15 protein-coding genes are annotated in these 22,189 nt (G+C 72.8%); 6 read left to right on the top strand and 9 right to left on the bottom strand.

Features of this window, described 5'->3' with window-relative positions; all coding sequences use genetic code 11:
* Positions 1-7: 7 nt before the first annotated feature.
* From E4099_RS11175 to mshD, 4 genes are all read right to left on the bottom strand, one after another.
* Positions 8-520, bottom strand: a complete 513-nt coding sequence (locus E4099_RS11175; protein ID WP_135338839.1) for an NUDIX hydrolase — start codon at positions 518-520, stop codon at positions 8-10.
* Positions 521-635: 115 nt separating this feature from the next.
* Entirely contained in the window at positions 636-1,652 is a 1,017-nt protein-coding gene (locus E4099_RS34125; RefSeq protein ID WP_386390828.1) for a metal-binding protein, read from the bottom strand.
* A 1,012-nt stretch (positions 1,653-2,664) separates the two neighbouring features.
* Positions 2,665-4,926 carry an RNA degradosome polyphosphate kinase gene (locus E4099_RS11160; RefSeq protein WP_135338838.1) on the bottom strand — a complete coding sequence of 754 codons (2,262 nt, stop codon included), beginning with the start codon at positions 4,924-4,926 and terminating at the stop codon, positions 2,665-2,667.
* 422 nt (positions 4,927-5,348) lie between these two features.
* Positions 5,349-6,281, bottom strand: coding sequence for a mycothiol synthase (gene mshD / locus E4099_RS11155; protein ID WP_135338837.1), 933 nt, complete (start codon positions 6,279-6,281; stop codon positions 5,349-5,351).
* A 183-nt stretch (positions 6,282-6,464) separates the two neighbouring features.
* Between mshD and E4099_RS11150 the strand changes: the two genes are divergently transcribed.
* Positions 6,465-8,282 (top strand): bifunctional metallophosphatase/5'-nucleotidase, encoded by a 1,818-nt coding sequence (locus E4099_RS11150; protein WP_135338836.1) that lies wholly within the window; start codon positions 6,465-6,467, stop codon positions 8,280-8,282.
* 303 nt (positions 8,283-8,585) lie between these two features.
* Here the strand turns inward: E4099_RS11150 and E4099_RS11145 are convergent, their stop codons facing one another.
* Positions 8,586-9,791, bottom strand: a complete 1,206-nt coding sequence (locus tag E4099_RS11145; RefSeq protein WP_135338835.1) for an alpha/beta hydrolase family protein — start codon at positions 9,789-9,791, stop codon at positions 8,586-8,588.
* 209 nt (positions 9,792-10,000) lie between these two features.
* Between E4099_RS11145 and E4099_RS11140 the strand changes: the two genes are divergently transcribed.
* Entirely contained in the window at positions 10,001-11,410 is a 1,410-nt protein-coding gene (locus tag E4099_RS11140; RefSeq protein ID WP_245244762.1) for an LmeA family phospholipid-binding protein, read from the top strand.
* Positions 11,411-11,689: 279 nt separating this feature from the next.
* Positions 11,690-12,535: a putative protein N(5)-glutamine methyltransferase gene (locus E4099_RS11135; protein WP_245244760.1), complete on the top strand. Its 846-nt coding sequence runs from the start codon at positions 11,690-11,692 to the stop codon at positions 12,533-12,535.
* A gap of 74 nt (positions 12,536-12,609) precedes the next feature.
* Here E4099_RS11135 and E4099_RS11130 read toward each other — a convergent pair whose 3' ends face one another.
* Together E4099_RS11130 and E4099_RS11125 are read right to left on the bottom strand one after the other, a co-directional pair.
* Positions 12,610-13,632 (bottom strand): LacI family DNA-binding transcriptional regulator, encoded by a 1,023-nt coding sequence (locus tag E4099_RS11130; RefSeq protein ID WP_135338832.1) that lies wholly within the window; start codon positions 13,630-13,632, stop codon positions 12,610-12,612.
* A 24-nt stretch (positions 13,633-13,656) separates the two neighbouring features.
* On the bottom strand, positions 13,657-14,442 hold the full coding sequence (locus E4099_RS11125; RefSeq protein ID WP_135338831.1) for a response regulator transcription factor: 786 nt from the start codon (positions 14,440-14,442) through the stop codon (positions 13,657-13,659).
* Between the two features lie 248 nt (positions 14,443-14,690).
* Between E4099_RS11125 and E4099_RS11120 the strand changes: the two genes are divergently transcribed.
* Entirely contained in the window at positions 14,691-15,737 is a 1,047-nt protein-coding gene (locus E4099_RS11120) for an alpha/beta hydrolase (RefSeq protein WP_135338830.1), read from the top strand.
* Between the two features lie 342 nt (positions 15,738-16,079).
* Here the strand turns inward: E4099_RS11120 and E4099_RS11115 are convergent, their stop codons facing one another.
* Together E4099_RS11115 and E4099_RS11110 are read right to left on the bottom strand one after the other, a co-directional pair.
* Entirely contained in the window at positions 16,080-18,092 is a 2,013-nt protein-coding gene (locus tag E4099_RS11115) for an ABC transporter ATP-binding protein (protein ID WP_135338829.1), read from the bottom strand.
* On the bottom strand, positions 18,089-19,828 hold the full coding sequence (locus E4099_RS11110; protein ID WP_167828342.1) for an ABC transporter ATP-binding protein: 1,740 nt from the start codon (positions 19,826-19,828) through the stop codon (positions 18,089-18,091). The genes E4099_RS11115 and E4099_RS11110 overlap by 4 nt, the downstream gene beginning before the upstream one ends.
* Before the next feature lie 244 nt (positions 19,829-20,072).
* On the opposite strand from E4099_RS11110, the gene E4099_RS11105 reads away from it, so the two are divergent.
* On the top strand, positions 20,073-20,318 hold the full coding sequence (locus tag E4099_RS11105; RefSeq protein WP_135338840.1) for a MoaD/ThiS family protein: 246 nt from the start codon (positions 20,073-20,075) through the stop codon (positions 20,316-20,318).
* A gap of 10 nt (positions 20,319-20,328) precedes the next feature.
* On the top strand, positions 20,329-22,189 hold a 1,861-nt coding region (locus tag E4099_RS33585), incomplete at its 3' end, for a hypothetical protein (protein WP_209446586.1).

Below are 22,189 nucleotides of genomic sequence, written 5' to 3'. Positions count from 1 at the left end.
GGCGGGGTCAGGAGGGGCGTACGGTGGTCAGCAGTGCGTCGATGAGCGGTCGGTCGTGGTCGTAGCTGAGGGTGGCGCGGGCGATCCACGGCGGCAGCCACACCAGCCGGTCCACCTCGCGGTTGGGCAGGAAGCGGCCCCCCGGCTCGGACTCGGCCGCCCAGTACGCGACCTCCTTGGGGCGGCCCCGCGCCCGGTAGCGAACCGTGGGCAGCGGGGCGCCCGGCACACAGCCCATACCGGTCTCCTCCAGCACCTCGCGCACCGCAGCGCGCAACGGCTCCTCGCCGCGCTTCAGCTTGCCCTTGGGGAGCGACCAGTCGCCGTACCGCGGCCGGTGGACCAGGGCCACCTCCAGCCGCCCGCACCCGGGCGAGCGCCGCCACAGCACGCAACCGGCCGCCCGCACGGTCCCGGCCGAGGACGGCTCGTCAGGGCGGGACCGTACGCCGCGAGGTCCCTGGGGTTCGGTCCCGGCCACCTGCCTGCCACCTCCTGACGTCTTCCGCTGTCTCCCCATGTCTTCCAGTTCCAGTGTTTCGCGCCGCCGCGTGCTTTCCCGCTGTCGCGCGGGGTGTCGCGCCGGGTCCCGTCGGCTTATGTGCCGCCGCGCACCGATGCCCGGCGGCGGCACGTCAGCGCGCGGGGGCGGCCAACCGCTGCCAGACCTGGCCGAACGCGAAGCGCGCGGCCTCCACCTCGTGCCGCTGGTCCGCGTGCAGCACACCCAGCGCGTACGCGGTGGCCGGGGCGATCCGCGGGGTACGGGCCGCGGCAGCGGCGGCGGCAGCGGCCTCGGCGGCGTCCCGGTGCCGCTCCAGGGCCTGGCCCGCCGCCAGCAGCCGTACGGTCAGTGCCGGTTCGCCGTCCAGAGGACCGCCCGGCGCCCAGTGCCCGGTGTCCAGCACCTCCAGGGCGTACCGGCGCATGCGCACCAGCCGCCGTACCTGGTGCCAGGGGGCATCCTGCTGCTCGCTGGCGGGCGGGGCGTCGGCCGCCGGGGTGGCGGCCAGGCCGTGGACCAGCGCCTCGGCGTTGTACGGATGCCCGGCCCGGCCCAGCGGCAGCGCGTCCACCGCCTCCGCCAGCCGCCGCTCGGCCAGCTCGGCCAACTGCGGCAGCAACGGGTCGGCGGGCCGGGCCGCGGTGGCGGGATCCAGCGGCACCTCGGAGGCCAGCAGGGCGACGGAGTCCGCGACCGCGTGGAAGCGGGAGGAGCCGAGGGCCTGGAGCGCGGCGGTGTGCGCGCGGGTCCGCGCAAGGGTGAGCTGCCGCTCCAGCAGCGCCCCGGCACGGGCCGCGCCCACCGTGAGCGTCCCCGGGCGGGACTCCTCGCCCCGGGCCTCCCGGCCTCCCGCACGTCCACCGGAGGCCGTCCCCGGGGTCGAGGCCCGGCCGCCGGCCGCGTCGCGCGCGCCTGCCGCGCTCCGGGCGGCACTCCCGCCCCGGCCGCCGGACGCCTGGCCACTGCGCGGGGCGGGGGTGTCGGTCCGGGCGGGTTCGGCCCCGCCGGCCGACCGGCTCGCCTGTTCGTCGGCGGTCAGCGACACCCCGCGCCGGGCGGTGCGGCCGGCGGCCCTGCCTCCCGAGGTCGCGGTACGCCCGGCCTGCCGCGCCTCCCCCGGCTCGGTACCGGCCGCGCTCTCGCCGATGCCGACGGTGACGCCGTCCCGCGAAGCCACCCGGGCGGCGCTGGGGGCGCCCCGCCGCCCGACCTTGGGGGACGGGGCCCCGGCCTCGGGGGACGGAGCCCCGGCCGAAGCGGGCTCGGCCGCACCCCGCGTCCCGTCACCGGCATGGGGTTCGCCCGGGGCCTCGTCGTGGGGGGCGGCGGGGGTGCCGACCGACGCGTCCGAGGTTCCGGCGGGCGGTCCGGCGTGGACGCCGTCCGGCGCGCCCGGGGATCCGGCCGGGGATCCACCGAGGAGACCGTCCGGCGCGCCCGGGGATCCGGCGAAGGCGCCCCGGTACCCGCGGCTGTCGTCAGGGTCCTGGCCCTGCGGACCGCCGCCGCCCGCCAGGGCCCCGGTCGAGGCACTCGCGTGATCGCCGTCGGGCAGGCCGCCGTCCGCGCCCTCGTGGAGGTCGTGCGGGCGGTACGGGTGGGGGTCGGGGCCGCGGAGCGCGGCGCCGGAGAGGCGGTGCAGGGCCTCACGGAGTCGGGCCAGCCGGGCGGCGTAGGCGTGTTCCAGGGCGAGGGTGCCGCTGAGCCAGGCGAGTTCGGCGCGCAACTGGTCGGCCCAGGCGGGCTCGGTCAGCGGGCGGTAGACATACAGGGCGCCGCTGATCCGGCGGGCCGAACGGCACAGCGTCCGGGTGGCTTCGGCGGCCTCCTCGGCATCGGCGCCGCTCTCCCGCTGCGCCCGCAGGCTGCGCAGGAAGTCCCCGGCCTGCCGGTGCAGATAGCGCGCCAGCACCTCGCCGGCGGTGACGACCGTCCTCGGTTCCGGGGCGCCGGACTGGACGGGGAACACGGGGCCGTCCCCGCCCCCGGACACGGCCGCCCCGCGCGGCACCGCGGCACCCCTCGGCTCGGCGCCCCTGCGGGCCGTGGCACCCCTGGTGTGTTCCGTCATGTCGTTCCCCCCGGGGCCGCGATCGCCGGTCGGCGGGGTGCCGGCCGACGGCGGCCCGGTCACCCCCGTCACCTCGGCCGTCGACGGCTCATGTCGATGAACCACGTCGGCGCCTCCGGGCGTCGATGAGCATCTCCTGTACGTTGCGCAGCGGATTCCCCTCGGCGTCGACGGCGTGCCGGGTCCAGTCCCCGTCCGGGCCGAGGTGCCAGGACGAGGTGGAGTCAGACATTCCGGTCTCCAGCAGCCGATTGAGGGATGCGCGGTGAGCCGGGTCGGTGACGCGTACCAGCGCCTCGATCCGGCGATCCAGATTGCGGTGCATCATGTCGGCACTGCCGAGCCATATCTCGGACTCGCCACCGTTCCCGAACGCGAAGACACGCGAATGCTCCAGGAACCGGCCGAGCACGCTGCGTACCCGTATGTTCTCCGAGAGGCCGTCCACCCCCGGCCGCAGCGCGCAGATGCCGCGCACCCACACATCGACCGGCACCCCCGCCTGCGAGGCCCGGTAGAGCGCGTCGATGACGGCCTCGTCCACGATGGAGTTGACCTTGATCCGGACCGAGGCGGGGCGGCCCGCGCGGTGGTGGGCGATCTCCTTGCCGATCCGGGCGATCAGCCCGTCGCGCAGTGACCGGGGTGCCACCAGCAGCCGCCGGTAGCTCTCCCGGCGCGAGTAGCCGCTGAGCCGGTTGAACAGGTCGGACAGATCGGCGCCGACCTGCGGATCGGCGGTGAGCAGCCCCAGGTCCTCGTAGAGCCGGGCGGTCTTGGGGTGGTAGTTGCCGGTGCCGACGTGCGAGTAGCGGCGCAGCGTGCCGCCCTCCTGGCGGACCACCAGGGACAGCTTGCAGTGGGTCTTCAGCCCGACCAGGCCGTAGACCACGTGGCAGCCGGCCTCCTCCAGCTTGCGGGCCCACTTGATGTTGGCCTGCTCGTCGAAGCGCGCCTTGATCTCCACCAGTACCAGCACCTGCTTGCCCGCCTCGGCGGCGTCTATCAGGGCGTCGACGATGGGCGACTTGCCGGAGGTGCGGTACAGGGTCTGCTTGATGGCCAGGACGTCCGGGTCGGCGGCCGCCTGCTCCAGGAACGCCTGGACGGAGGTGGAGAACGAGTCGTACGGGTGGTGCAGCAGCACGTCCCGCTCGCGCAGCGCGGCGAAGATGTCGGGCGGCGAGGCCGACTCCACCTCTGCCAGGTCGCGGTGGGTGCCCGCGATGAACTTCGGGTACTTCAGCTCCGGCCGGTCCTGCCCCGCGACCCCGAACAGCCCGGTGAGGTCCAGCGGCCCGGGCAGCGGGTAGACCTCCGCGTCGGAGATCTTCAGCTCGCGGATCAGCAGGTCCAGGACGTACCGGTCGATGGTCTCCTCGACCTCCAGCCGCACCGGGGGGCCGAAGCGGCGGCGCAGCAGCTCCTTCTCCAGGGCCTGGAGCAGGTTCTCCGCGTCGTCCTCCTCGACCTCCAGGTCCTCGTTGCGGGTGACCCGGAACATGTGGTGCGCCAGCACCTCCATGCCCGGGAACAGCTGGTCCAGATGCGCCGCGATCACGTCCTCCAGCGGCACATAGCGCTGCGGGGACGCCTCCAGGAACCGCGAGAGCAGCGGCGGAACCTTCACACGTGCGAAGTGGTCGTACCCGCTGACCGGGTTGCGCACCACCACGGCGAGGTTCAGCGAGAGCCCGGAGATGTACGGGAAGGGGTGCGCCGGGTCCACCGCGAGCGGGGTCAGCACGGGGAAGATCTGCTGCCGGAAGAGGGTGCCCAGCCGGGACTGCTCCTTCTCGGTCAGGTCCCGCCAGCGGATGAGGTGGATGCCCTCCTCGGCCAGCGCCGGGGCCACGTCCTGCTGGAAGCAGGCGGCGTGCCGGGCCATGAGTTCGCGCGAGCGGGTCCAGATCAGGTCCAGCACCTCGCGCGGCTGTAGCCCGGAGGCGGAACGGGTGGCCACCCCGGTGGCGATGCGCCGCTTGAGTCCGGCCACCCGGACCATGAAGAACTCGTCCAGGTTGCTGGCGAAGATGGCCAGGAAGTTGGCCCGCTCCAGCAGCGGGGTGGCCGGGTCCTCGGCGAGCTCCAGCACCCGCTCGTTGAAGGCCAGCCAACTGCGCTCGCGGTCCAGGAACCGGCCCTGCGGCAGCTCCTCGCCGCCCGGCAGGCGGATCTCCTCGTACGAGTCCGCGTCGCTGTCCAGGTCAGGGTCGAGCGCCTGCACCGGCGGGGCCGCCATGGCGTTCGGCCGGTGCGCGGCGATGGAGCCCACCGACGGCTGCGGGTGCGGGTGCGGCTCCGGCTGGGACTGCTGGTGTACGGACGCCTGGCCACTGGGCTGCTTCATGACCTCATTCTTCCGCGCCTTGGCCGCATGGGGCGCGTCGAAGGACGGCACCGGGACGGCACGGAGCCTCGGGTGCTGGTGCTCGGGCACAGCGGGCTGCATTCAGCGATGTTCGCAACCAAGATTGAATCGCCGGTAACGGAGACATGGCGCGCAGGAAATCGCGGCGCATCCCTCAGGCGATCACTCCGGCGAGGCGGCTCCCACGGTGCGCTACCGAGCGAGCACCGTCCGCGACTCGCCGTCCCAGGCGCAGACTCGAGGAAATGTGTGCCGCTCAAATGTTCGATATCGGCGCCGAACGCCACCCGGCCACGTCACATCCATCGGGACCGGGCGCCGGAGCCGGAGCGACGGGAGCGGACAGCGGGCGAGCCGGGGCGCGTGGTGGCGCCCCGGCTCGCCCGGACCTGCGGCTTCCGTCAGCTCTCGGTGCGGTACATCAGGTCCACCTCGTGGGTGGTGAAGCCGAGCCGCTCGTAGACATTGAGCGCGGCCGGGTTGTCGGCGTCCACGTACAGCATCGCGGTGGGCAGCCCGAGGTCGGCCAGGTGCCGCAGGCCGATGGCGGTCAGCGCCTTGCCCAGGCCGCCGCCCTGCGCGTCCGGGCGCACCCCGACCACGTACACCTCGCCCAGCCGCTCCTCCCCGTGCACCTTGGTCCAGTGGAAGCCGGCGATGGCGCCCTCGCGCTCGGCGAGGAAGAAGCCCTTCGGGTCGAACCAGGGCTCGGCCTTGCGGTCGTCCAGGTCCCGCTGGGTGAGTGAGCCCTGCTCGGGGTGGTGGGCGAAGGCCGCTGCGTTGGCCGCCAGCCAGGCCGCGTCGTCCGCACCCGGACGGAAGGTGCGCACCGCCACGCCCGCGGGCAGCACCGGCTCCGGCAGCTCGGGGGCATCGGCACCGGTCAGCGGCCGGCGCATCTGCCGGAGTTCGCGGAACAGCGACAGGCCCAGCACCTGCGCCAGGTGCCGGGCGGCCGGGTGACCGCCGTGCGCCCAGATGCGCAGCCGCCGGCCCGACTCCCTGAGCAGGGTGTCGCCCAGGGCCCGGCCATGGCCCCGACCACGGTGGGCCGGGTGGACCACCAGTTCGGCCGCCGGCGCCTCCACCGGGTCGGTGTCCTCCAGCTGCGCGTAACCGATCAGCTCGCCCATCCGGTCGGTGAGCAGTACGTGCCGCACCCCCGGTCGGCGGCCACGGAGCTGGAGCCGGCCCTGCTCGGAGACGGCCGGCTGCCCATCGGTACGCGCCGCCGCCATGATCAGATCCAGCACCTGCTGGGCCGATTCGGCACTCAACTCGTCCTGGATCCGGATCTGCCGACCGCTGCCCGTCCCGTTCACCACGTCGCTCATGATCCTGAGCCTAAAGGCTGCGCGGCGCTGCCAGGCGGATCCGCGGTACTCCGGTCCCGGCCGGCCCGGACACGACCGGGACAACCACACGCAACCAGGTCGTAACCTCCACCCCCCTGCCCGGCTACGCGCGTTGACCGTAAGCTTCGGCCGTCGTCAGACCAGCACGTGTAAGGGGACCAGATGCCAGCGACACCTCAACGACGGCGGACCGTACGTCGTTCGGTCACCGGAGTGGCGGTGCTCGCCGCCACAGCCGGTGCGCTGTTCGCCGCCGTACCCGCAGGGGCGCAGCCGTCCCAGGCCACCGCCGCCGCCACCGGGCACCACGGCACCACCGTGGACGTGCAGCTGCTGTCCTTCAACGACCTGCACGGCAACCTCGAGGCGCCGCAGGGCTCCTCGGGCACGGTCACCCAGACCCAGCCGGACGGCACCACCAAGGCGATCCCGGCGGGTGGCGTCGAGTACCTGGCCACCTCGCTGCGGAAGGCCCGCCAGGGGCACCCGTACAGCATCACCGCCGCCGGCGGCGACATGATCGGGGCCAGCCCGATGCTGTCCGGGCTCTTCCACGACGAGCCGACCATCGAGGCGCTGAACAAGCTGGACCTCGATGTCACCTCCGTGGGCAACCACGAGTTCGACGAGGGCGCGACCGAACTCGCCCGGATGCAGAACGGCGGCTGCCACCCCAAGGACGGCTGCTACGAGGAGGGCAAGACCTTCCCCGGCGCCGACTTCCCGTACCTGGCCGCCAATGTGACCAACGAGAAGACCGGCAAGCCGATCCTCAAGCCGTACACCGTGTGGAAGCACAACGGGGTCAAGATCGGCTTCATCGGCGTCACCCTGGAGGGCACCCCCAACGTGGTGACCGCCGAGGGCGTCAAGGGCCTCGCGTTCGGCGACGAGGTCGAGACGATCAACAAGTACGCCAAGATCCTCGACCGCCAGGGCGTCAAGTCCATCGTGGCGCTGGTCCACGAGGGCGGCATGCCCGCCTCCTCGTCGTACAACTATGACTGCGACAGCCCGGGCGGCGGCGCCGGAATCTCCGGCCCGATCGTGGACATCGCCAAGAACGTCACCCCCAAGGTGGACGCTCTGGTCACCGGCCACACCCACCAGGCCTACGCCTGCACCATCCCGGACCCGTCCGGCAACCCGCGCACCGTCACCTCGGCCGCGTCCTTCGGCCGCCTCTACACCGACACCACGCTCACCTACGACCGCCGCACCGGTGACATCGTGCGCACCAGCGTGAAGTCGGCCAACCACGTGGTGGACCGGGAGCAGCCCAAGGCCCCGGACATGACGGCGCTGATCAACCGCTGGAACACGCTGGCCGCGCCGATCGCCAACCGCTCGGTCGGCCATGTCTCGGCCGACATCCCGGGCCGTGGCGCCACCACCTATGAGACCCCGCTCGGCGATGTCATCGCCGACGCGCAGCTGGAGGCTCTCGCCCCCGCCGACAAGGGCGGCGCGCAGCTCGCCCTGATGAACCCCGGCGGCATCCGCTCCGACCTCGCCTTCACGGCGTCCGGCAGCGAGGGCGACGGGGTGGTCACCTACGGCGAGGCGTTCACCGTGCAGCCGTTCACCAACATGATGACGGTCATCGACCTCACCGGAGAGCAGCTGCTCACCGCGCTGCGCCAGCAGGTCAGCGGCTCCAACGCGGCCCAGCCGAAGATCCTCCAGGTCTCCCAGGGCCTCACCTACACCCTGGACATGACCAAGAGCGGCGCGGATCGGATCGTCACCGACTCGGTGAAGCTGAACGGTGAGCCGATCGACCCGGCCAAGACCTACCGGGTCGCGATGAACGAGTTCCTCTCCGGTGGCGGCGACGGCTTCACCGTCCTCAAGGAGGGCAAGAACAAGCTGGTCGGCGCCTCCGACCTGGACGCCTTCATCTCCTACCTGGGCGCCCACTCCTCCGCCCAGTCCCCGCTGGCGCCGCCGAAGGCGGACCGGATCACCGTCGTGAAGTGACGTCGTGGAGCGAGGTCGTGAAGTGACGTCGTGAAGTGACACGACAGGTGAGGTGACCCGGCAGGGGTTGGGCACGGCAGGTGCCCGAGCCCGGCAGGGGTTGCCGGCCAACCGATGGGCCGTCCGGTGTTTCCGGGCGGCCCATCGTCGTGCCCGGGGAGGGCCGGGCCGGCCCTGCGGGTGGGGGTCGGTCTCGGCGATGCGGGCGGCGTCAGGGCTGCGGGTCGGTCTTGGGACTGCGGGTCGGCTTCAGGGATGCGGGTGAGCCTCAGGGCTGCGGGTCGGTCTTGGGGCCGCGGGCCGTCAAGGGGTGTGGAACCGCACCTCCGGGTTGGCGGCGGACGGGCCGTCCAGCAGCGGCTGGGGTATGCCGCGCAACTGCTGGTCGAAGAAGGCGCTCACATAGTCGCGAGTGATCTCCCCGGATCGGGTGCCGGACAGTGGTGCCTCCGGATCGGGCAGCCCCAACTGTTCGGCGAGGACCGGCAGGTCGGTGAAGGTGAAGTGGCCCGAGTCGGTGACGCTCAGCCAGCGCTTCCAGCCGTCCAGACGCTGCCAGGCCCGGTCCCAGCTCTGGTCCTGCCCACCCGGGTGGTGCAGGGTGTCGGTGCCGAGCATCAGGAACGGCCGTCCGTCCAGCCCCTCGGCCGGGACATCCGCGAAGAAGGTGCCGTCCATATTGACCCCGGCCCGCACCCGGGAATCGGTGGCCATGGTCTGGGCCGCGCTGTTGCCGCCTATGGAGTGGCCGGCCATGCCGATCCGCCGCGGGTCGATCGACCAGGCGTGCCGCCAGGCCGGACGCGGGCCGGTGAGCCGGTCCAGCAGGAACGACACGTCCTCGGCGCGGCCCTCGGCGACAGGCGCAAGCCCGGTCTCCTCGGACTTCTCGCAGGCCACGCAGGTCAGTATGCGATCGCCGGGGAAGCGGGTGCCGACCGATTCATAGGCGTGGTCCATGGCGGCCACCACATAGCCGCGGCTGGTCAGTTCCTCGGCGAGCAGGGTGAGGGTGTAGCGCGAGGTGGTGAAACCGGGCGAGAGCACCACCAGGGGATGCCGGCCGGGCATCGGGCGGGCGTCGGTGCGCGCATGGGTCCGGACACCGCTGACCGCCTCCGCCGGTATCACCTTGTCCAGACCGCGGAATTCCAGCAGCAGCCGGGCCTCCTCGGTGCTGGTGTACGCGGCGGGGGCACCCGTGCCCGGACGGGCGGGGTAGTAGAGGTCGACCATCAGCTCGCGACCCTTGGCCTCCGGCACCCAGGGGTCGGGGCGGCTGCGATCGACCAGGTGCAGGGTGTCCCGACCTATGGCGTACGGACCGGTGGGACGCGGGAGTTCCAGCTGGACGTCCTGCCGGTCCGCGGCTAAGGAGGAGGCGGCCTGGTCCCCGGCGGGGCGGGCCAGGGCCGCACCCGCCCCGGCGAGCGGGAGCGCCAGGGCGAGGGCCAGCGCGGCGGCGAACACGGCTCCGCGCCTGCGGTTGTCACGGGTGGTTCGGGTCATGCGTACGACGCTAACCAAGCCTCCCGCGGTCGCACGTCAGGCCGAAGTCCTGGATGTGGCGGCCCGTTGTCAGACCAAAGTCGTGCCGGATCCGCCTCCAGGAGGACCGACGGCCGAAACCCCGTGCACTTGATCACCCGGTCGAGGACTGGACTTGCGTTCGACATGGGCGCGCATGGTGGGATGGCGTGATGCGATCCCCCACACGCATGGCTTCACCCTCGAACAACTGGATATCCGACGGCCTCGACGCCACCCAGCCGCTGCCCGGGCCACCGCTCCCCGGGACCGGCCCGGAGGACGGGACGAGCCCGGAGGACGGGACGGGTCCCGGCGCCCTTCGGGAGGACCTGGCCGCGGCCGGCGTCCCGCGTCCTCCCGAAACGGAGGACGGCCGGCCGGAGCCCCCGCCGGACGTCGGGTCCCGGCCCCGCAACCCCTACGAGGAACTGGCCGACCTGGCCGACCCGTACGACCCCGATGACCCGCTGGGCCTGGGCCTCAAGCCGGATCCGGAGGGTGAGGCGGCGGAGGACCCGCCCTGGTCGCCGCCCCGCCACCGGCGGCGCAAGCGCGGCCGGCGGCGTCCGCTGTCCCGGCTCTCCCTGCTGCTCAAGCTGGTCATCGCCGGCTGCGCGGCCACCATCATCCTGGTGCTCGCCGACCGCTGCGCGGTGATGTACACGGAACGGGTGGCCGCGCAGCGGGTGCAGCAGCAGTTGGGGCTCGCCGCCGCCCCCGAGGTGGACATCCGCGGCTTCCCCTTCCTCACCCAGGTGCTGGGCGGGCGCCTGGACCGGGTGGACGTCTCCATCCCCGACGTGGCCGCCGACCGGGTCTCGCTCGCCCGGGTCCGCGCCAGCGCCCGGGACATCGAGCTCAAGGGCAGCCTGCCCGACTCCGTCAAGGGCGCCGTGGTCGGCAAGCTCGACGGACAGGTACTGCTCTCCTTCGACGACCTCAACCGGGAACTCGGTGCCTCGCAGGTGAAGTTCACGCCGTGGGGATCGAACTCCGTCCGGGCTCGCGGGAAGTTGTCGGTGGGTGGGCAGCAGCTGCGGGTGCGCGCCGAGGCCCGTATCCTCCGGGACGGCGGCCAGGGCATATCCACCCAGGTGGGCAAGGCGCGCCTGGACCTCCCCGGGGTCGCCACCTACCAGCCGGGACCGCGTGCCGGGCTGCGGCTGCACCGGCCCGCCGCCGAGCGCATCAGCCGGGACGCCGGGAAGGCCAAGGCGCTGCTGTCCGTGCCGGCCGTGGCCAAGCGTCTGGGCGTGTCCCAGCGAGCGGCTGACGAGGCGTTGCGCAACGACGACCGGCTGCACGAGATCACCGGCTCACCGCGCTTCGTCCCCCAGCTGATGCGGATGAACCTGGTCGACCTGGTCACCGAGCACCCGCGGCTGCTGGACCGGATCGGCGTCGACTCCAAGGTGGCCGGGGCGCTGACCCGGATCAAGCCCCCGGAGCTGGCGGAGAAGTTGGCGCTCTCCTTCCGGCTGCCGAAGCAGGCGAGCGATCTGTGGCTCCGCAACATCACGGTGGAACAGGACGGCATACGGGCCGATCTCACCGGCGTCGACGTCGTCCTGGGCGGGAAGCGCGAGCGCCACCGGTGAGATAGTGTGTGGCCGCTCCAGCAGTGGACGTACCCGAGGAGGTGAGCCCCATTACCGCTCTGCCAGGTCGGGTGCTCTCACCTCACGGCCGTACGGTCCAACCGGCCGGGATGTAGGTGACCCAGAGAGCGCCCTTCGGTATCCCGAGAGGCTCTCATGTCAGCGTTTCCTCCCGCTTCTTCCGATTCCCCGTCGTCGCAGATGATTTCGGTGTCCCCGACCTCTTCGGCGCCCCCGGCGTCTTCGGTGCCTTCCGTGTCCTCGTCATCCTCCGCGTCCGTGCCGTACCCGGCGTCCGCGCCCGCTTCCCCCCTCGCGTCCGCCGGCGCGCCCGCCGCCTCCGTCCCGCATCCGGCCCCCGGTTTCGACGGGCTGGTGGCCCGGCTGCGTGCGGCGGGCTGCGTCTTCGCCGAGGACGAGGCCCGGCTGCTGATCGACACCGCCCCGACGGTCGCGGAGCTGGACCTCATGGTGGGGCGGCGGGTGGACGGGCTGCCGCTGGAACAGGTGCTGGGCTGGGCCGAGTTCTGCGGACTGCGGATAGCCGTGGACCCCGGGGTCTTCGTGCCCAGGCGGCGCACCGAGTTCCTGGTCGAACGGGCCGTCTCACTGGCGCGGCCCGGGGCCGTGGTGGTCGATCTGTGCTGCGGCTCGGGTGCGGTGGCCGCCGCACTGGCCGCGGCACTGCACCCCGCCGAGCTGTACGCCTCCGACGTCGACCCGGCGGCGGTACGGTGCGCCCGCCGCAACCTGGCCCCGCTCGGCGGCGCGGTGTTCGACGGCGACCTCTTCGCGCCGCTGCCCGGGGCGCTGCGCGGGCGGGTCGAGGTGCTGGCCGCGAACGTGCCGTATGTGCCCACCGAGGACGTCGGCCTGCTGCCGCCGGAGGCGCGCGAGCACGAGCCGCTGGTGGCGCTGGACGGGGGCGCGGACGGGTTGGACGTACTGCGGCGGGTGACCACCGAGGCACCGCACTGGCTGGCGCCCGGCGGGCGGCTGCTGGTGGAGACCAGCGAGCGCCAGGCGGCCCGGGCCGCCGGCGTCATGGCCGATGGCGGACTGGAACCCCAGGTGGTCCACTGCGAGGAGCGGAACGCCACCGTGGTGGTCGGCACCCGACCCTGAGGGCGGCCACCGCCCCCGGCGCTCGGCTTGGGTAGGCCGGGCGCCGGGGCGGGGTGGCCCGTGCCGGGGCGGCGCTACTGGCAGCCGCAGGAGCGGCGTACCACCAGGGCCGAGGGGAACTGCTTGAGCCGCTCGCGCCGTGAGCCGGCCACCCGCAGCCCGTCGTCCAGCACCAGGTCCACCGCGGCCCGGGCCATCGCCTCGCGGTCGGAGGCCACCGTGGTCAGCGGCGGATCGGTGAGCGCGGCCTCCTTCACATCGTCGAAGCCGGCGACCGCCAGCTCGCCGGGTACGTCGATGCGCAGTTCGCGGGCCGCCCGCAGCACGCCGATCGCCTGGTCGTCGGTGGCGCAGACGATGGCCGGCGGCCGGTCGGGGCCGGCCAGCAGGTCAAGGGCGACCTGGTAGGCCGCGTAGCGGTTGTAGGGAGCCTGGAAGAGCCGGCCCTCGGTGGACTTGCCGGCCTCCCGCATGGCCCGCCGCCAGCCCTCGACGTGGTCGGTGACCGGGTCGCCGATGACCGGGGTCTCCTCGGTACCGCCGAGGCAGGCGACGTACTCGTGGCCGTGCTCCAGCAGATGGCGGGTGAGCAACTGGGCGCCACCCACGTCGTCGGTGACCACCGCGACGTCGTCGATGGCGTCCGGGCGCCGGTGCAGCAGCACCACCCGGGCGTCCCAGGCGTCGATCTCCGCGGCGGCGTGCTCGCTGGGGCCCTGGCTGATCAGGATCAGCCCGGAGACCCGCATGCCCAGGAAGGCCCGCAGATAGTGGACTTCGCGCTCGTCGAGGTAGTCGGAGTTGCCGACCAGCACCATCTTTCCGCGCTCGGCCGCGGCCTGCTCCACCGCGTGCGCCATCTCCGCGAAGAACGGCTGCCGGGCGTCCGGAACGATCAGGCCTATCAGGTCCGTGCGCCGGCTCGCCATCGCCTGCGCCACCCGGTCCGGCCGGTAGCCCAGCTCCTTGATCGCTGCGAGCACACGCTCGCGCGTGGCCGGGGCGACCGGCCTCGGTCCATTGTTGATGACGTAGCTGACGACCGCGGTCGAGGTCCCAGCCAGCCTTGCCACATCGTCCCGCGTCACCTTGGCCACGCGCGGAAGTCTACGCGGGTCCATCTAACCCTTCGCCGGTCGCGCGATAATGCTTCGTACGCCGCCGGCTTGTGCCGCCGCCGGTGCCGCCTCACTCCGGTCGCGGGTGGCCTTGGCCTCCTCCGCGGCACGCTCCCCCTTCTCCGGTGAGACGAAGCGGTATCCCACGTTTCGCACCGTTCCGATCAGGGACTCGTACTCCGGGCCGAGCTTGGCGCGCAGCCGCCGGACGTGCACGTCGACGGTGCGGGTGCCGCCGAAGTAGTCGTAGCCCCAGACCTCCTGCAGCAGCTGGGCACGGGTGAAGACCCGCCCGGGGTGCTGCGCCAGGTACTTCAGCAGCTCGAACTCCTTGAATGTGAGATCCAGCACACGCCCCTTCAGCTTGGCGCTGTAGGTGGCCTCGTCCACCGAGAGGTCGCCGTTGCGGATCTCCATCGGGCTGTCGCCGGTGGAGATCTGCTGGCGGCCCATCGCCAGCCGCAGCCGGGCCTCGACCTCCGCCGGGCCGGCGGTGTCCAGCAGGACGTCGTCGACACCCCAGTCGGCGGTCACGGCCGCCAGGCCGCCCTCGGTCACCACCAGCAGCAGCGGGCAGCCGGGGCCGGTGGAGCGCAGCAGCTGACAGAGGCTGCGTACGTGCGGCAGGTCGCTGCGGCCGTCGATCAGGATGGCGTCGGCCCCGGGGGTGTCCACCAGCGCGGGGCCTTCCGCCGGGGCGACCCGTACGCCGTGCAGCAGCAGGCCGAGTGCGGGCAGCACCTCCGCGGAGGGCTGGAGGGCGTTGGTCAGCAGCAGCAGCGAACTCATCCTGCGTCGCCACCCGCCTCGGCCGTGGCCCTGCGGTCCCGCACGCATCGCGTCATGTTCGGTTCACCTGGTTCGCCCATGGCGTCAGTTCCTCCTCGGTCCCTGCCTGGGGAGGGTGCGGCACCGCTCCGTACGCTCGCGGGTTCCGCGCCCTGGGGCACCCACACGCTCACGCGCGAGGCGCCTTAAAGCACAAAAGGACCCGGGGGCTGCTTCGCCCGGATCCTCTCCACAGCAGAATAGCCCACATGACTGCCGGATCAGAGGCCGAATCTGCACGTCCGGGTGTTTCCCCGGTCACGTCCGAAGGCTTGAGAGCCACGCTACTGACCGCGGACGGAGTCCCGATCGACGCCGCCTACAGCCCTGCCGAGGACCCCTCCGGCGGGCTGGCGGTGGTGCTGGCGCACGGCTTCAGCGGCGCCCTGGATCGGCCCTCGGTACGCCGGGCAGCCGCCGTGATGAACCGGTCGGCAGCCGTGGTGACCTTCTCTTTTCGAGGTCACGGCCGTTCCGGCGGGCACTCCACGGTGGGCGACCGGGAGGTGCTCGACCTGGCGGCGGCGGTCTCCTGGGCGCGCGCCCTCGGGCATCGGCGGGTGGCCACGGTCGGCTTCTCGATGGGTGGGTCGGTGGTGCTCCGGCATGCGGCGCTCTTCGGCAGCACCGTCGAAATTCAGCCAGCTGGACCACAACCGGCGGGGCCGGGGCTTCCGCAGCGTTCACCCGGCGCCCAGCAGCATGCGACGAGCGCCCCGAAGCATGAGCCGAGCGCCCCGAAGCGTGCGGCGGGGCGCTCGGAGCATATGAACCGGCGCACGGATATCGCTTGCGCTCCAGGTACGACGTCGGGCGCCGCGGCCCCGGGGCCAGGGCTTCCGGCCGCCGCCGCGGGGGCGAGCGCGGCGGCTGACGCGGTGATCTCGGTGAGCGCCCCCGCCCGCTGGTACTACCGGGGCACCGCGCCCATGCGGCGCCTGCACTGGGCGGTGACCCGCCCCACCGGACGGCTGGTGTCCCGGTACGCACTGCGCACCCGGATCAGCTCCGCGGAGTGGGACCCGGTGCCGCTGCCGCCGGTCGCCGCGGTGCCGCTGATCGCCCCCCGCCCGCTGCTGCTGGTACACGGCGACCGGGACCCGTACTTCCCGCTGGACCATCCGCGGACACTGGCGGCGGCCGGCGACCCCTCGTCCACAGACCTGTGGATCGAGCCCGGCTTCGGCCACGCGGAGAACGCGGCTTCAACGGACCTGCTCACCCGCATCACCACCTGGGCCACCACCCACACGTAACAGCCTCCCGGCCAGGGACCGTCCCACATCCCCCACTGCTGGAGGACGCGCCCCAAAGGGACGTAGGGGAGGCACCCACGGCTGAGGACGCGCCCCAAAGGGGCGCGGGGAACTGCGCGCCGAGCCACAACCGGCCCGCAGCCGCCGATACCCAACGACCCCAGCCGAGGGACGCGCCCAAAAGGGGCGCGAGGAACTGCGCGACCAGCCACAACCGGCCCGCAGTCGTCCACACACGACAGCCGGCCGGGATCACGCCCAAAGGGGCGCCCCGCGCGACCAGCCACAACCGGCCCGCAGCCGCCAACGCACACCAGCCACCCCGCACACCCCCCGGAGGGGTCACGCCTCGGCCACCGGCTCCGCGAACTGCGCCTCGTACAACCGCGCATAAGCCCCGCCGGAGGCGACCAGCGTCTCGTGGTCGCCCTGCTCCACGATCCGCCCCGACTCCATCACCAGGATCAGATCGGCATCGCGAATCGTGGACAGCCGGTGCGCGATCACGAAGCTGGTGCGCCCCGACCGCAGCGAGGCCATGGCGTGCTGGATCAGCACCTCGGTCCGGGTGTCCACCGAGCTGGTCGCCTCGTCGAGCACCAGGATCGCCGGCTCCGCCAGGAACGCCCGGGCGATGGTGATCAGCTGCTTCTCGCCCACGCTGACATTGGAGCCCTCGTCGTCGAGCACCGTGTCGTAGCCGTCCGGCAGGGTGCGGACGAAGCGGTCCACATGGGTGGCCTTCGCCGCCTCGATGATCTTCTCCTTGGAGGCGGACTCCGCACCGTAGGCGATGTTCTCCGCGATGGTGCCGCCGAACAGCCAGGTGTCCTGGAGCACCATGCCGATGTTGGCGCGCAGGGTCTCCCGCGGCATGGCGGCGATGTCCACCCCGTCCAGGGTGATCCGCCCGCCGGTCACCTCGTAGAACCGCATCAGCAGGTTGACCAGGGTGGTCTTGCCCGCTCCGGTGGGGCCGACGATGGCGACCGTCTGGCCCGGCCGTACCGACAGCGAGAGGTCCTCGATCAGCGGCTTGTCCGGGTCGTACCGGAAGGACACCTTCTCGAAGTCCACCCGACCGGACACCCGGCCGGTCACCCGCTGGGCCGGCTCGCCACCCTTCCCGGCACCCATCGGCTCCGCGCCGACCCGCTCCGCGCCAAGCCCCTCCGCGTCGGGGCTCTGCTCCTCCGCGTCCAGCAGCTCGAAGACCCGCTCGGCGGAGGCCACCCCGGACTGCACCAGGTTGGCCATCGAGGCGACCTGGGTGAGCGGCTGGCTGAACTGCCGGGAGTACTGGACGAAGGCCTGCACATCGCCGATGGACAGCGCGCCGCTGGCCACCCGCAGCCCGCCGACCACCGCCACCAGCACGTAGTTCACGTTTCCGATGAACATCATCGCCGGCTGGATGACCCCGGAGATGAACTGCGCCCGGAAGCTCGACTCGTAGAGCTTCTCGTTCTGCTCGCGGAAGATCTCGGCGGACTCCTTCTCCCGGCCGAAGACCTTGACCAGCGAGTGGCCGGTGTACATCTCCTCGATGTGCGCGTTGAGCTTTCCGGTGGTCTTCCACTGGGACACGAACTGCGGCTGCGCGCGCTTGCCGACCTTGGCCGCCACCACCACCGACACCGGCACCGTCACCAGCGCGACCACCGCCAGCAGCGGGGAGATCCAGAACATCATGGCCAGCACGCCCACGATGGTCAGCACCGAGGCGACGATCTGGGAGAGGGTCTGCTGGAGGGTCTGCTGGATGTTGTCGATGTCGTTGGTCGCCCGGGACAGCACCTCACCGCGCGGCTGCTTGTCGAAGTAGGACAGCGGCAGCCGGGCCAGCTTCTCCTCCACCTCGGTGCGCAGCCGGTAGACCGTGCGCTGCACCACGGCGGTGTAGATACGGGCCTGCACCACGCCGAGCAGCGCCGCCACCAGGTAGATGCCGAGCACCCACAGCAGCACCGTGCCGACCGCGCCGAAGTCGATGCCCTCGCCCGGGACCACGTCCATCGAGGCGACCATGTCCGCCACGGTGCCGTCGCCGTGCTCGCGTATTCGCGCCACGGCCTCTTCCTTGGTCTCCCCGGCGGGCAGCTGCTTGCCGATGAAGCCGGAGAAAATCAGGTCGGTGGCGTGCCCGAGGATCTTCGGGCCGAGCACCGTGAGGGAGACGCTGACCACCGCGAAGCCCAGCCCGACGAAGAGCAGGGCGCGCTCCGGGCGCATGGTGGCGAGCAGCCGTCGGCTGGAGCCGCGGAAGTCCATCGAGTGCTCGGTGGGCTGGGCGCCCATCCAGCGGGCCGCCCCGGCGGCCGGCGCCGGTCCCCTGCGGGGCCCCGGGGTGGTCATGCTGCCTCCTGCTCGGTGAGCTGGGAGAGGACGATCTCCCGGTAGGTCTCGTTGTCCGCCATCAGTTCGGTGTGGGTGCCGGTGCCCACCACGCGGCCCTCGTCCAGCACCACGATCCGGTCCGCGTTGCGGATGGTGGACACCCGCTGGGCGACGATGACCACGGTGGCCTCGCCGGTCTCCTCGGCCAGCGCCGCCCGCAGCCGGGCGTCGGTGGCGTAGTCCAGGGCGGAGAAGGAGTCGTCGAAGAGGTAGATCTCCGGGCGGCGGACCAGCGCGCGGGCGATCGCCAGCCGCTGCCGCTGCCCGCCGGAGACATTGGTGCCGCCCTGTGCGATGGGCGCCTCCAGCCCCTCCTCCATGCGCTCCACGAAGTCCCTGGCCTGGGCGATCTCCAGGGCCCGCCACAGCTCCTCGTCGGTGGCGTCCGGCTTCCCGTAGCGCAGGTTGGAGGCGATGGTGCCGCTGAACAGGTACGGCTTCTGCGGGACCAGGCCGATGGTCTGGGACATCCGCTCCGGGTCCAGCTCGGCCACGTCCACGCCGTTCACCCGCACCATGCCGCCGGTGGCGTCGAACAGCCGGGGCACCAGGCCCAGCAGGGTGGACTTGCCGCTGCCGGTGGACCCGATGACCGCGGTGGTCTCCCCGGGCCTGGCGATCAGCGAGACGTCCCGCAGCACCGGCTCCTCCGCGCCCGGGTAGCGGAACTCCACCCGGTCCAGCTCCAGCAGCCCGCGTGCCGCGCCGGCGGCCGGCAGTACCGGGACGCTCGGCGGGACCACGCTGGTCTGGGTCTCCAGTACCTCCTGGATGCGCTCGGCGCAGACCTCCGCGCGCGGCACCATCATGAACATGAAGGTGGCCATCATGACGCTCATCAGGATCTGCATCAGATAGGCGAGGAACGCGGTCAGCGCGCCGATCTCCATGTCCCCGCTGCTGATGCGGTGGCCGCCGAACCAGACCACGGCGACGCTGGACACGTTCACCACCAGCATCACCGAGGGGAACATCAGCGCCATCAGCCGACCGCCGCGCAGGGACACGTCCAGCAGATCGGCGTTGGCGCCCTCGAACCGCTCCCGCTCGTGCCGGTCGCGGACGAACGCGCGGATCACCCGGATACCGGAGATCTGCTCCCGCAGCACCCGGTTGACGGTGTCGATGCGCTCCTGCATACCGCGGAAGAGCGGCCGCATCCGGCGCACGATCAGCGAGACGATGATGCCCAGCACCGGCACGATCACCAGCAGCAGAGCGGACAGCGGCACGTCCTGGTTGAGCGCCATCAGGATGCCGCCCACGCACATGATCGGCGCGGACACCATCAGGGTGAACGCCATCAGGCACAGCATCTGCACCTGCTGGACGTCATTGGTGGTGCGGGTGATCAGCGAGGGGGCGCCGAAGTGCCCCACTTCCCGGGCGGAGAAGGACTGCACCCGGTCGAAGACGGCGGCGCGCAGATCGCGGCCGAGCGCCATCGCGGTGCGGGCACTGAAGTAGACGGCGCCGATGGCGCACAGGATCTGCGCCAGGGTCACGGCGACCATGAAGCCGCCGATCCGCAGGATGTATCCGGTGTCCCCCTTCACGACACCGTTGTCGATGATGTCCGCGTTCAGAGTCGGCAGATAGAGCGTCGCCAGGGTTTGCACCAGCTGGAGCAGCACGATCAGCGCGATCGACCGGGAGTAGGGCCTCAGATGGGCACGTATGAGTCGGACCAGCACATCGAAACCCTATGCGGTTACCGACAGGGCATCGCCATGATTTCCCTTCTCTTTCCACACGTCATCATGGAGGCGGTAACCGTCGAGCCGGAGGAGTGCGGATGACGGGCGAGTGCGAGGCTGACGGGATGCGAAAGGGGTCGCGATGCTGAGGAGCGACATGCCGGAGCCGGACCAGCCGACTGATCCGCTGCCCGAGGCGCGGTCGGCGCGGGCAGCGCGGTCAGTGACGCCCGGCGGCACGATCCGCTACTGGGCCGCCGCCAAGGCCGCGGCCGGCACCGCCGAGGAGCCGTACGCCGCCGCCACCCTCGCCCAGGCCCTGGACGCCGCGCGGGAGGCCCACGCGGCGCGCCCGGAGTTCGCCCGGGTGCTGTTGCGGTGTTCTTTCCTGGTCGACGGCGAGCCGGTGGGCAGACGCGACCATACGACGGTCCCATTGACCGAGGGCGGCACGGTCGAGGTGCTCCCGCCGTTCGCAGGAGGGTGACCCCCAACCCATGAGCAACCAGCCGCAGCACCCCCACGACCCCGACCACCCGGCCCCGTCGTCACCGCCGCCGCCCGGGCAGGGGTACGCGTATCCCGCTCCGGGCGGATATCCCGCGGGCTCGTATCCCTCCGGCGGCGCGGCGTACCCGACCGGAGGCGCGGCGTACCCCTCGGGGTCCGAGGTACCGCCGGGCGGCTACCCGCAGCCGGGCCCCGACGCGTACGGCCGGCCCCAGGGGCCGAACGGCGGATACGGCACGCAGGCCGCCGGTGGCGGCGGATACGACACGCGGGGGCCGGGCGCCGGACACGGGTCGCAGGATCCGGCGGCGTACGGGTACGGGGCGCAGGACCCGGCGGCCTACGGGTACGGGGCGCAGGACCCGGCGGCGTACGGACACGGGGCGCAGGATTCGGCGGTCTACGGGTACGGCGGGCAGGGAGCCGGCGGCGCTTACGGCACCCAGGACCACGACGGATACGGGCAGAACCCCGGCAACGGCGGGCACCCCGGGCAGCCCGTGGACGGATACGGCTCCCAGGGCGGCACCGGATACGGGCAGGGCGGCTTCGGCGGCCACCCCCCGCAGGGCCACGGCCAGCCCACGGCCGGCGGCTACGGGGGGCAGGGCGCCGCACGGTACGGCACCCCCGGCCGGCCCGGCCACGGCCACGGCCACCAGAACACGGACGCCGGCTGGGGGCAGGGTCTGCCTCAGGGCGGTGACGGCGGCTGGGACCAGCGGGGAGGCGGTGGTCACCCGCAGGGCCCGGGCAGCGGATACGGGCAGCCCGGGCAGGCGTACGCGCCGCGGCCGCAGGATCCGGCGGGATACGCCCAGCCGCAGCACCCCCAGGCCCCGCACGGACAGCCGGCGCGGTACCCGGGCAGCGCCCCGAACGAGCCGGCGCACGCCACCCCCGGCACCGCCTACTTCCCCCCGCAGACCGGCCACCCCGGCCAGCAGACCGGACACCCGGGAACGCACCCCGGCCAGCAGACGGGGCACGCCGGACAGCACACGGGCCACCCCGGACAGCACGCCGCGCACCCAGGAACGCACCCCGGTCAGCAGACCGCGCACCCGGGAACGCACCCCGGCCACCCCGCGCCGCACACCGCGCACCCCGGGCAGCAGGCGCCGGCATCCCGGCGGCAGCCGGAGCCCGGCTTCGCCCCGTCCGCGCCCGGAGCCGGCGGGGGTGCCCACCCGAACGGATCGGCCCCGTACCCCGGCACGGACCACGAGCCCGGCCACGCCCCGCAGCAGGACCGCGGCCAGGGCCAGGCCGGCCACCGGAGCCAGGGCGCGGAGCACCAGCGCCCGGGTCCCGAGTCCAGCGGTGCGACCCCGCCCGCCGGCGAATCCACCCCCGAGTCCGCACCCGCCCGACCGATGACCGCCGCGGAGAAGGCCCGTGCGGAGGGCCGGGCGCAGATCATCAATCCGGGGATGACCCCCGCGTTGCTGACCTCCGCGATCGCCGGGCTGCTGGCGGCCACCGCGCCGCTGCCCCGCCCGGCTCTCGCGGCGGTGGTGGTACTGCTCCAGGCCGTCACCGCGGCCGGCTGGTTCCGGCTGAACGGCATGTGGCCGGCCCGGCAGGGCATCATGCTCGCGTTCGCGGGCGGGCTGGCGGCCGACGCCGGGCTGCTGGCCACCGACCGGGAGGACGCTCCCACGGTGGTCATCGGCACCATCGGGGTCTGGCTGCTGCTGGTGCTGGTGCTGCAACTGCGCAACCGCAGTACGCCGGACGAGCGGATGTACAGCCTCACCACGACCACCGTCTCCTCCGCGCTCGCGGTGATCGCGGCCGGGCATCTGGCCGCGATCACCGCGAGCGCGGAGGAGACGGTGGTCGTGG

It is taken from the genome of Streptomyces palmae, from assembly GCF_004684805.1.
Lineage (GTDB): Bacteria > Actinomycetota > Actinomycetes > Streptomycetales > Streptomycetaceae > Streptomyces > Streptomyces palmae.
This window is presented reverse-complemented; position numbering and strand designations above follow the sequence as displayed.

Excerpts from the sequence above, each read along its gene's own strand:
- E4099_RS11120 (WP_135338830.1), top strand. The coding sequence starts at position 14,691 with ATGACTGCCGGATCAGAGGCCGAATCTGCACGTCCGGGTGTTTCCCCG.
- E4099_RS11175 (WP_135338839.1), bottom strand. The coding sequence starts at position 520 with ATGGGGAGACAGCGGAAGACGTCAGGAGGTGGCAGGCAGGTGGCCGGG.
- E4099_RS11150 (WP_135338836.1), top strand. The coding sequence starts at position 6,465 with ATGCCAGCGACACCTCAACGACGGCGGACCGTACGTCGTTCGGTCACC.
- mshD (WP_135338837.1), bottom strand. The coding sequence starts at position 6,281 with ATGAGCGACGTGGTGAACGGGACGGGCAGCGGTCGGCAGATCCGGATC.
- E4099_RS11140 (WP_245244762.1), top strand. The coding sequence starts at position 10,001 with ATGGCTTCACCCTCGAACAACTGGATATCCGACGGCCTCGACGCCACC.
- E4099_RS11115 (WP_135338829.1), bottom strand. The coding sequence starts at position 18,092 with ATGACCACCCCGGGGCCCCGCAGGGGACCGGCGCCGGCCGCCGGGGCG.
- E4099_RS11125 (WP_135338831.1), bottom strand. The coding sequence starts at position 14,442 with ATGAGTTCGCTGCTGCTGCTGACCAACGCCCTCCAGCCCTCCGCGGAG.
- E4099_RS11145 (WP_135338835.1), bottom strand. The coding sequence starts at position 9,791 with ATGACCCGAACCACCCGTGACAACCGCAGGCGCGGAGCCGTGTTCGCC.
- E4099_RS11160 (WP_135338838.1), bottom strand. The coding sequence starts at position 4,926 with ATGAAGCAGCCCAGTGGCCAGGCGTCCGTACACCAGCAGTCCCAGCCG.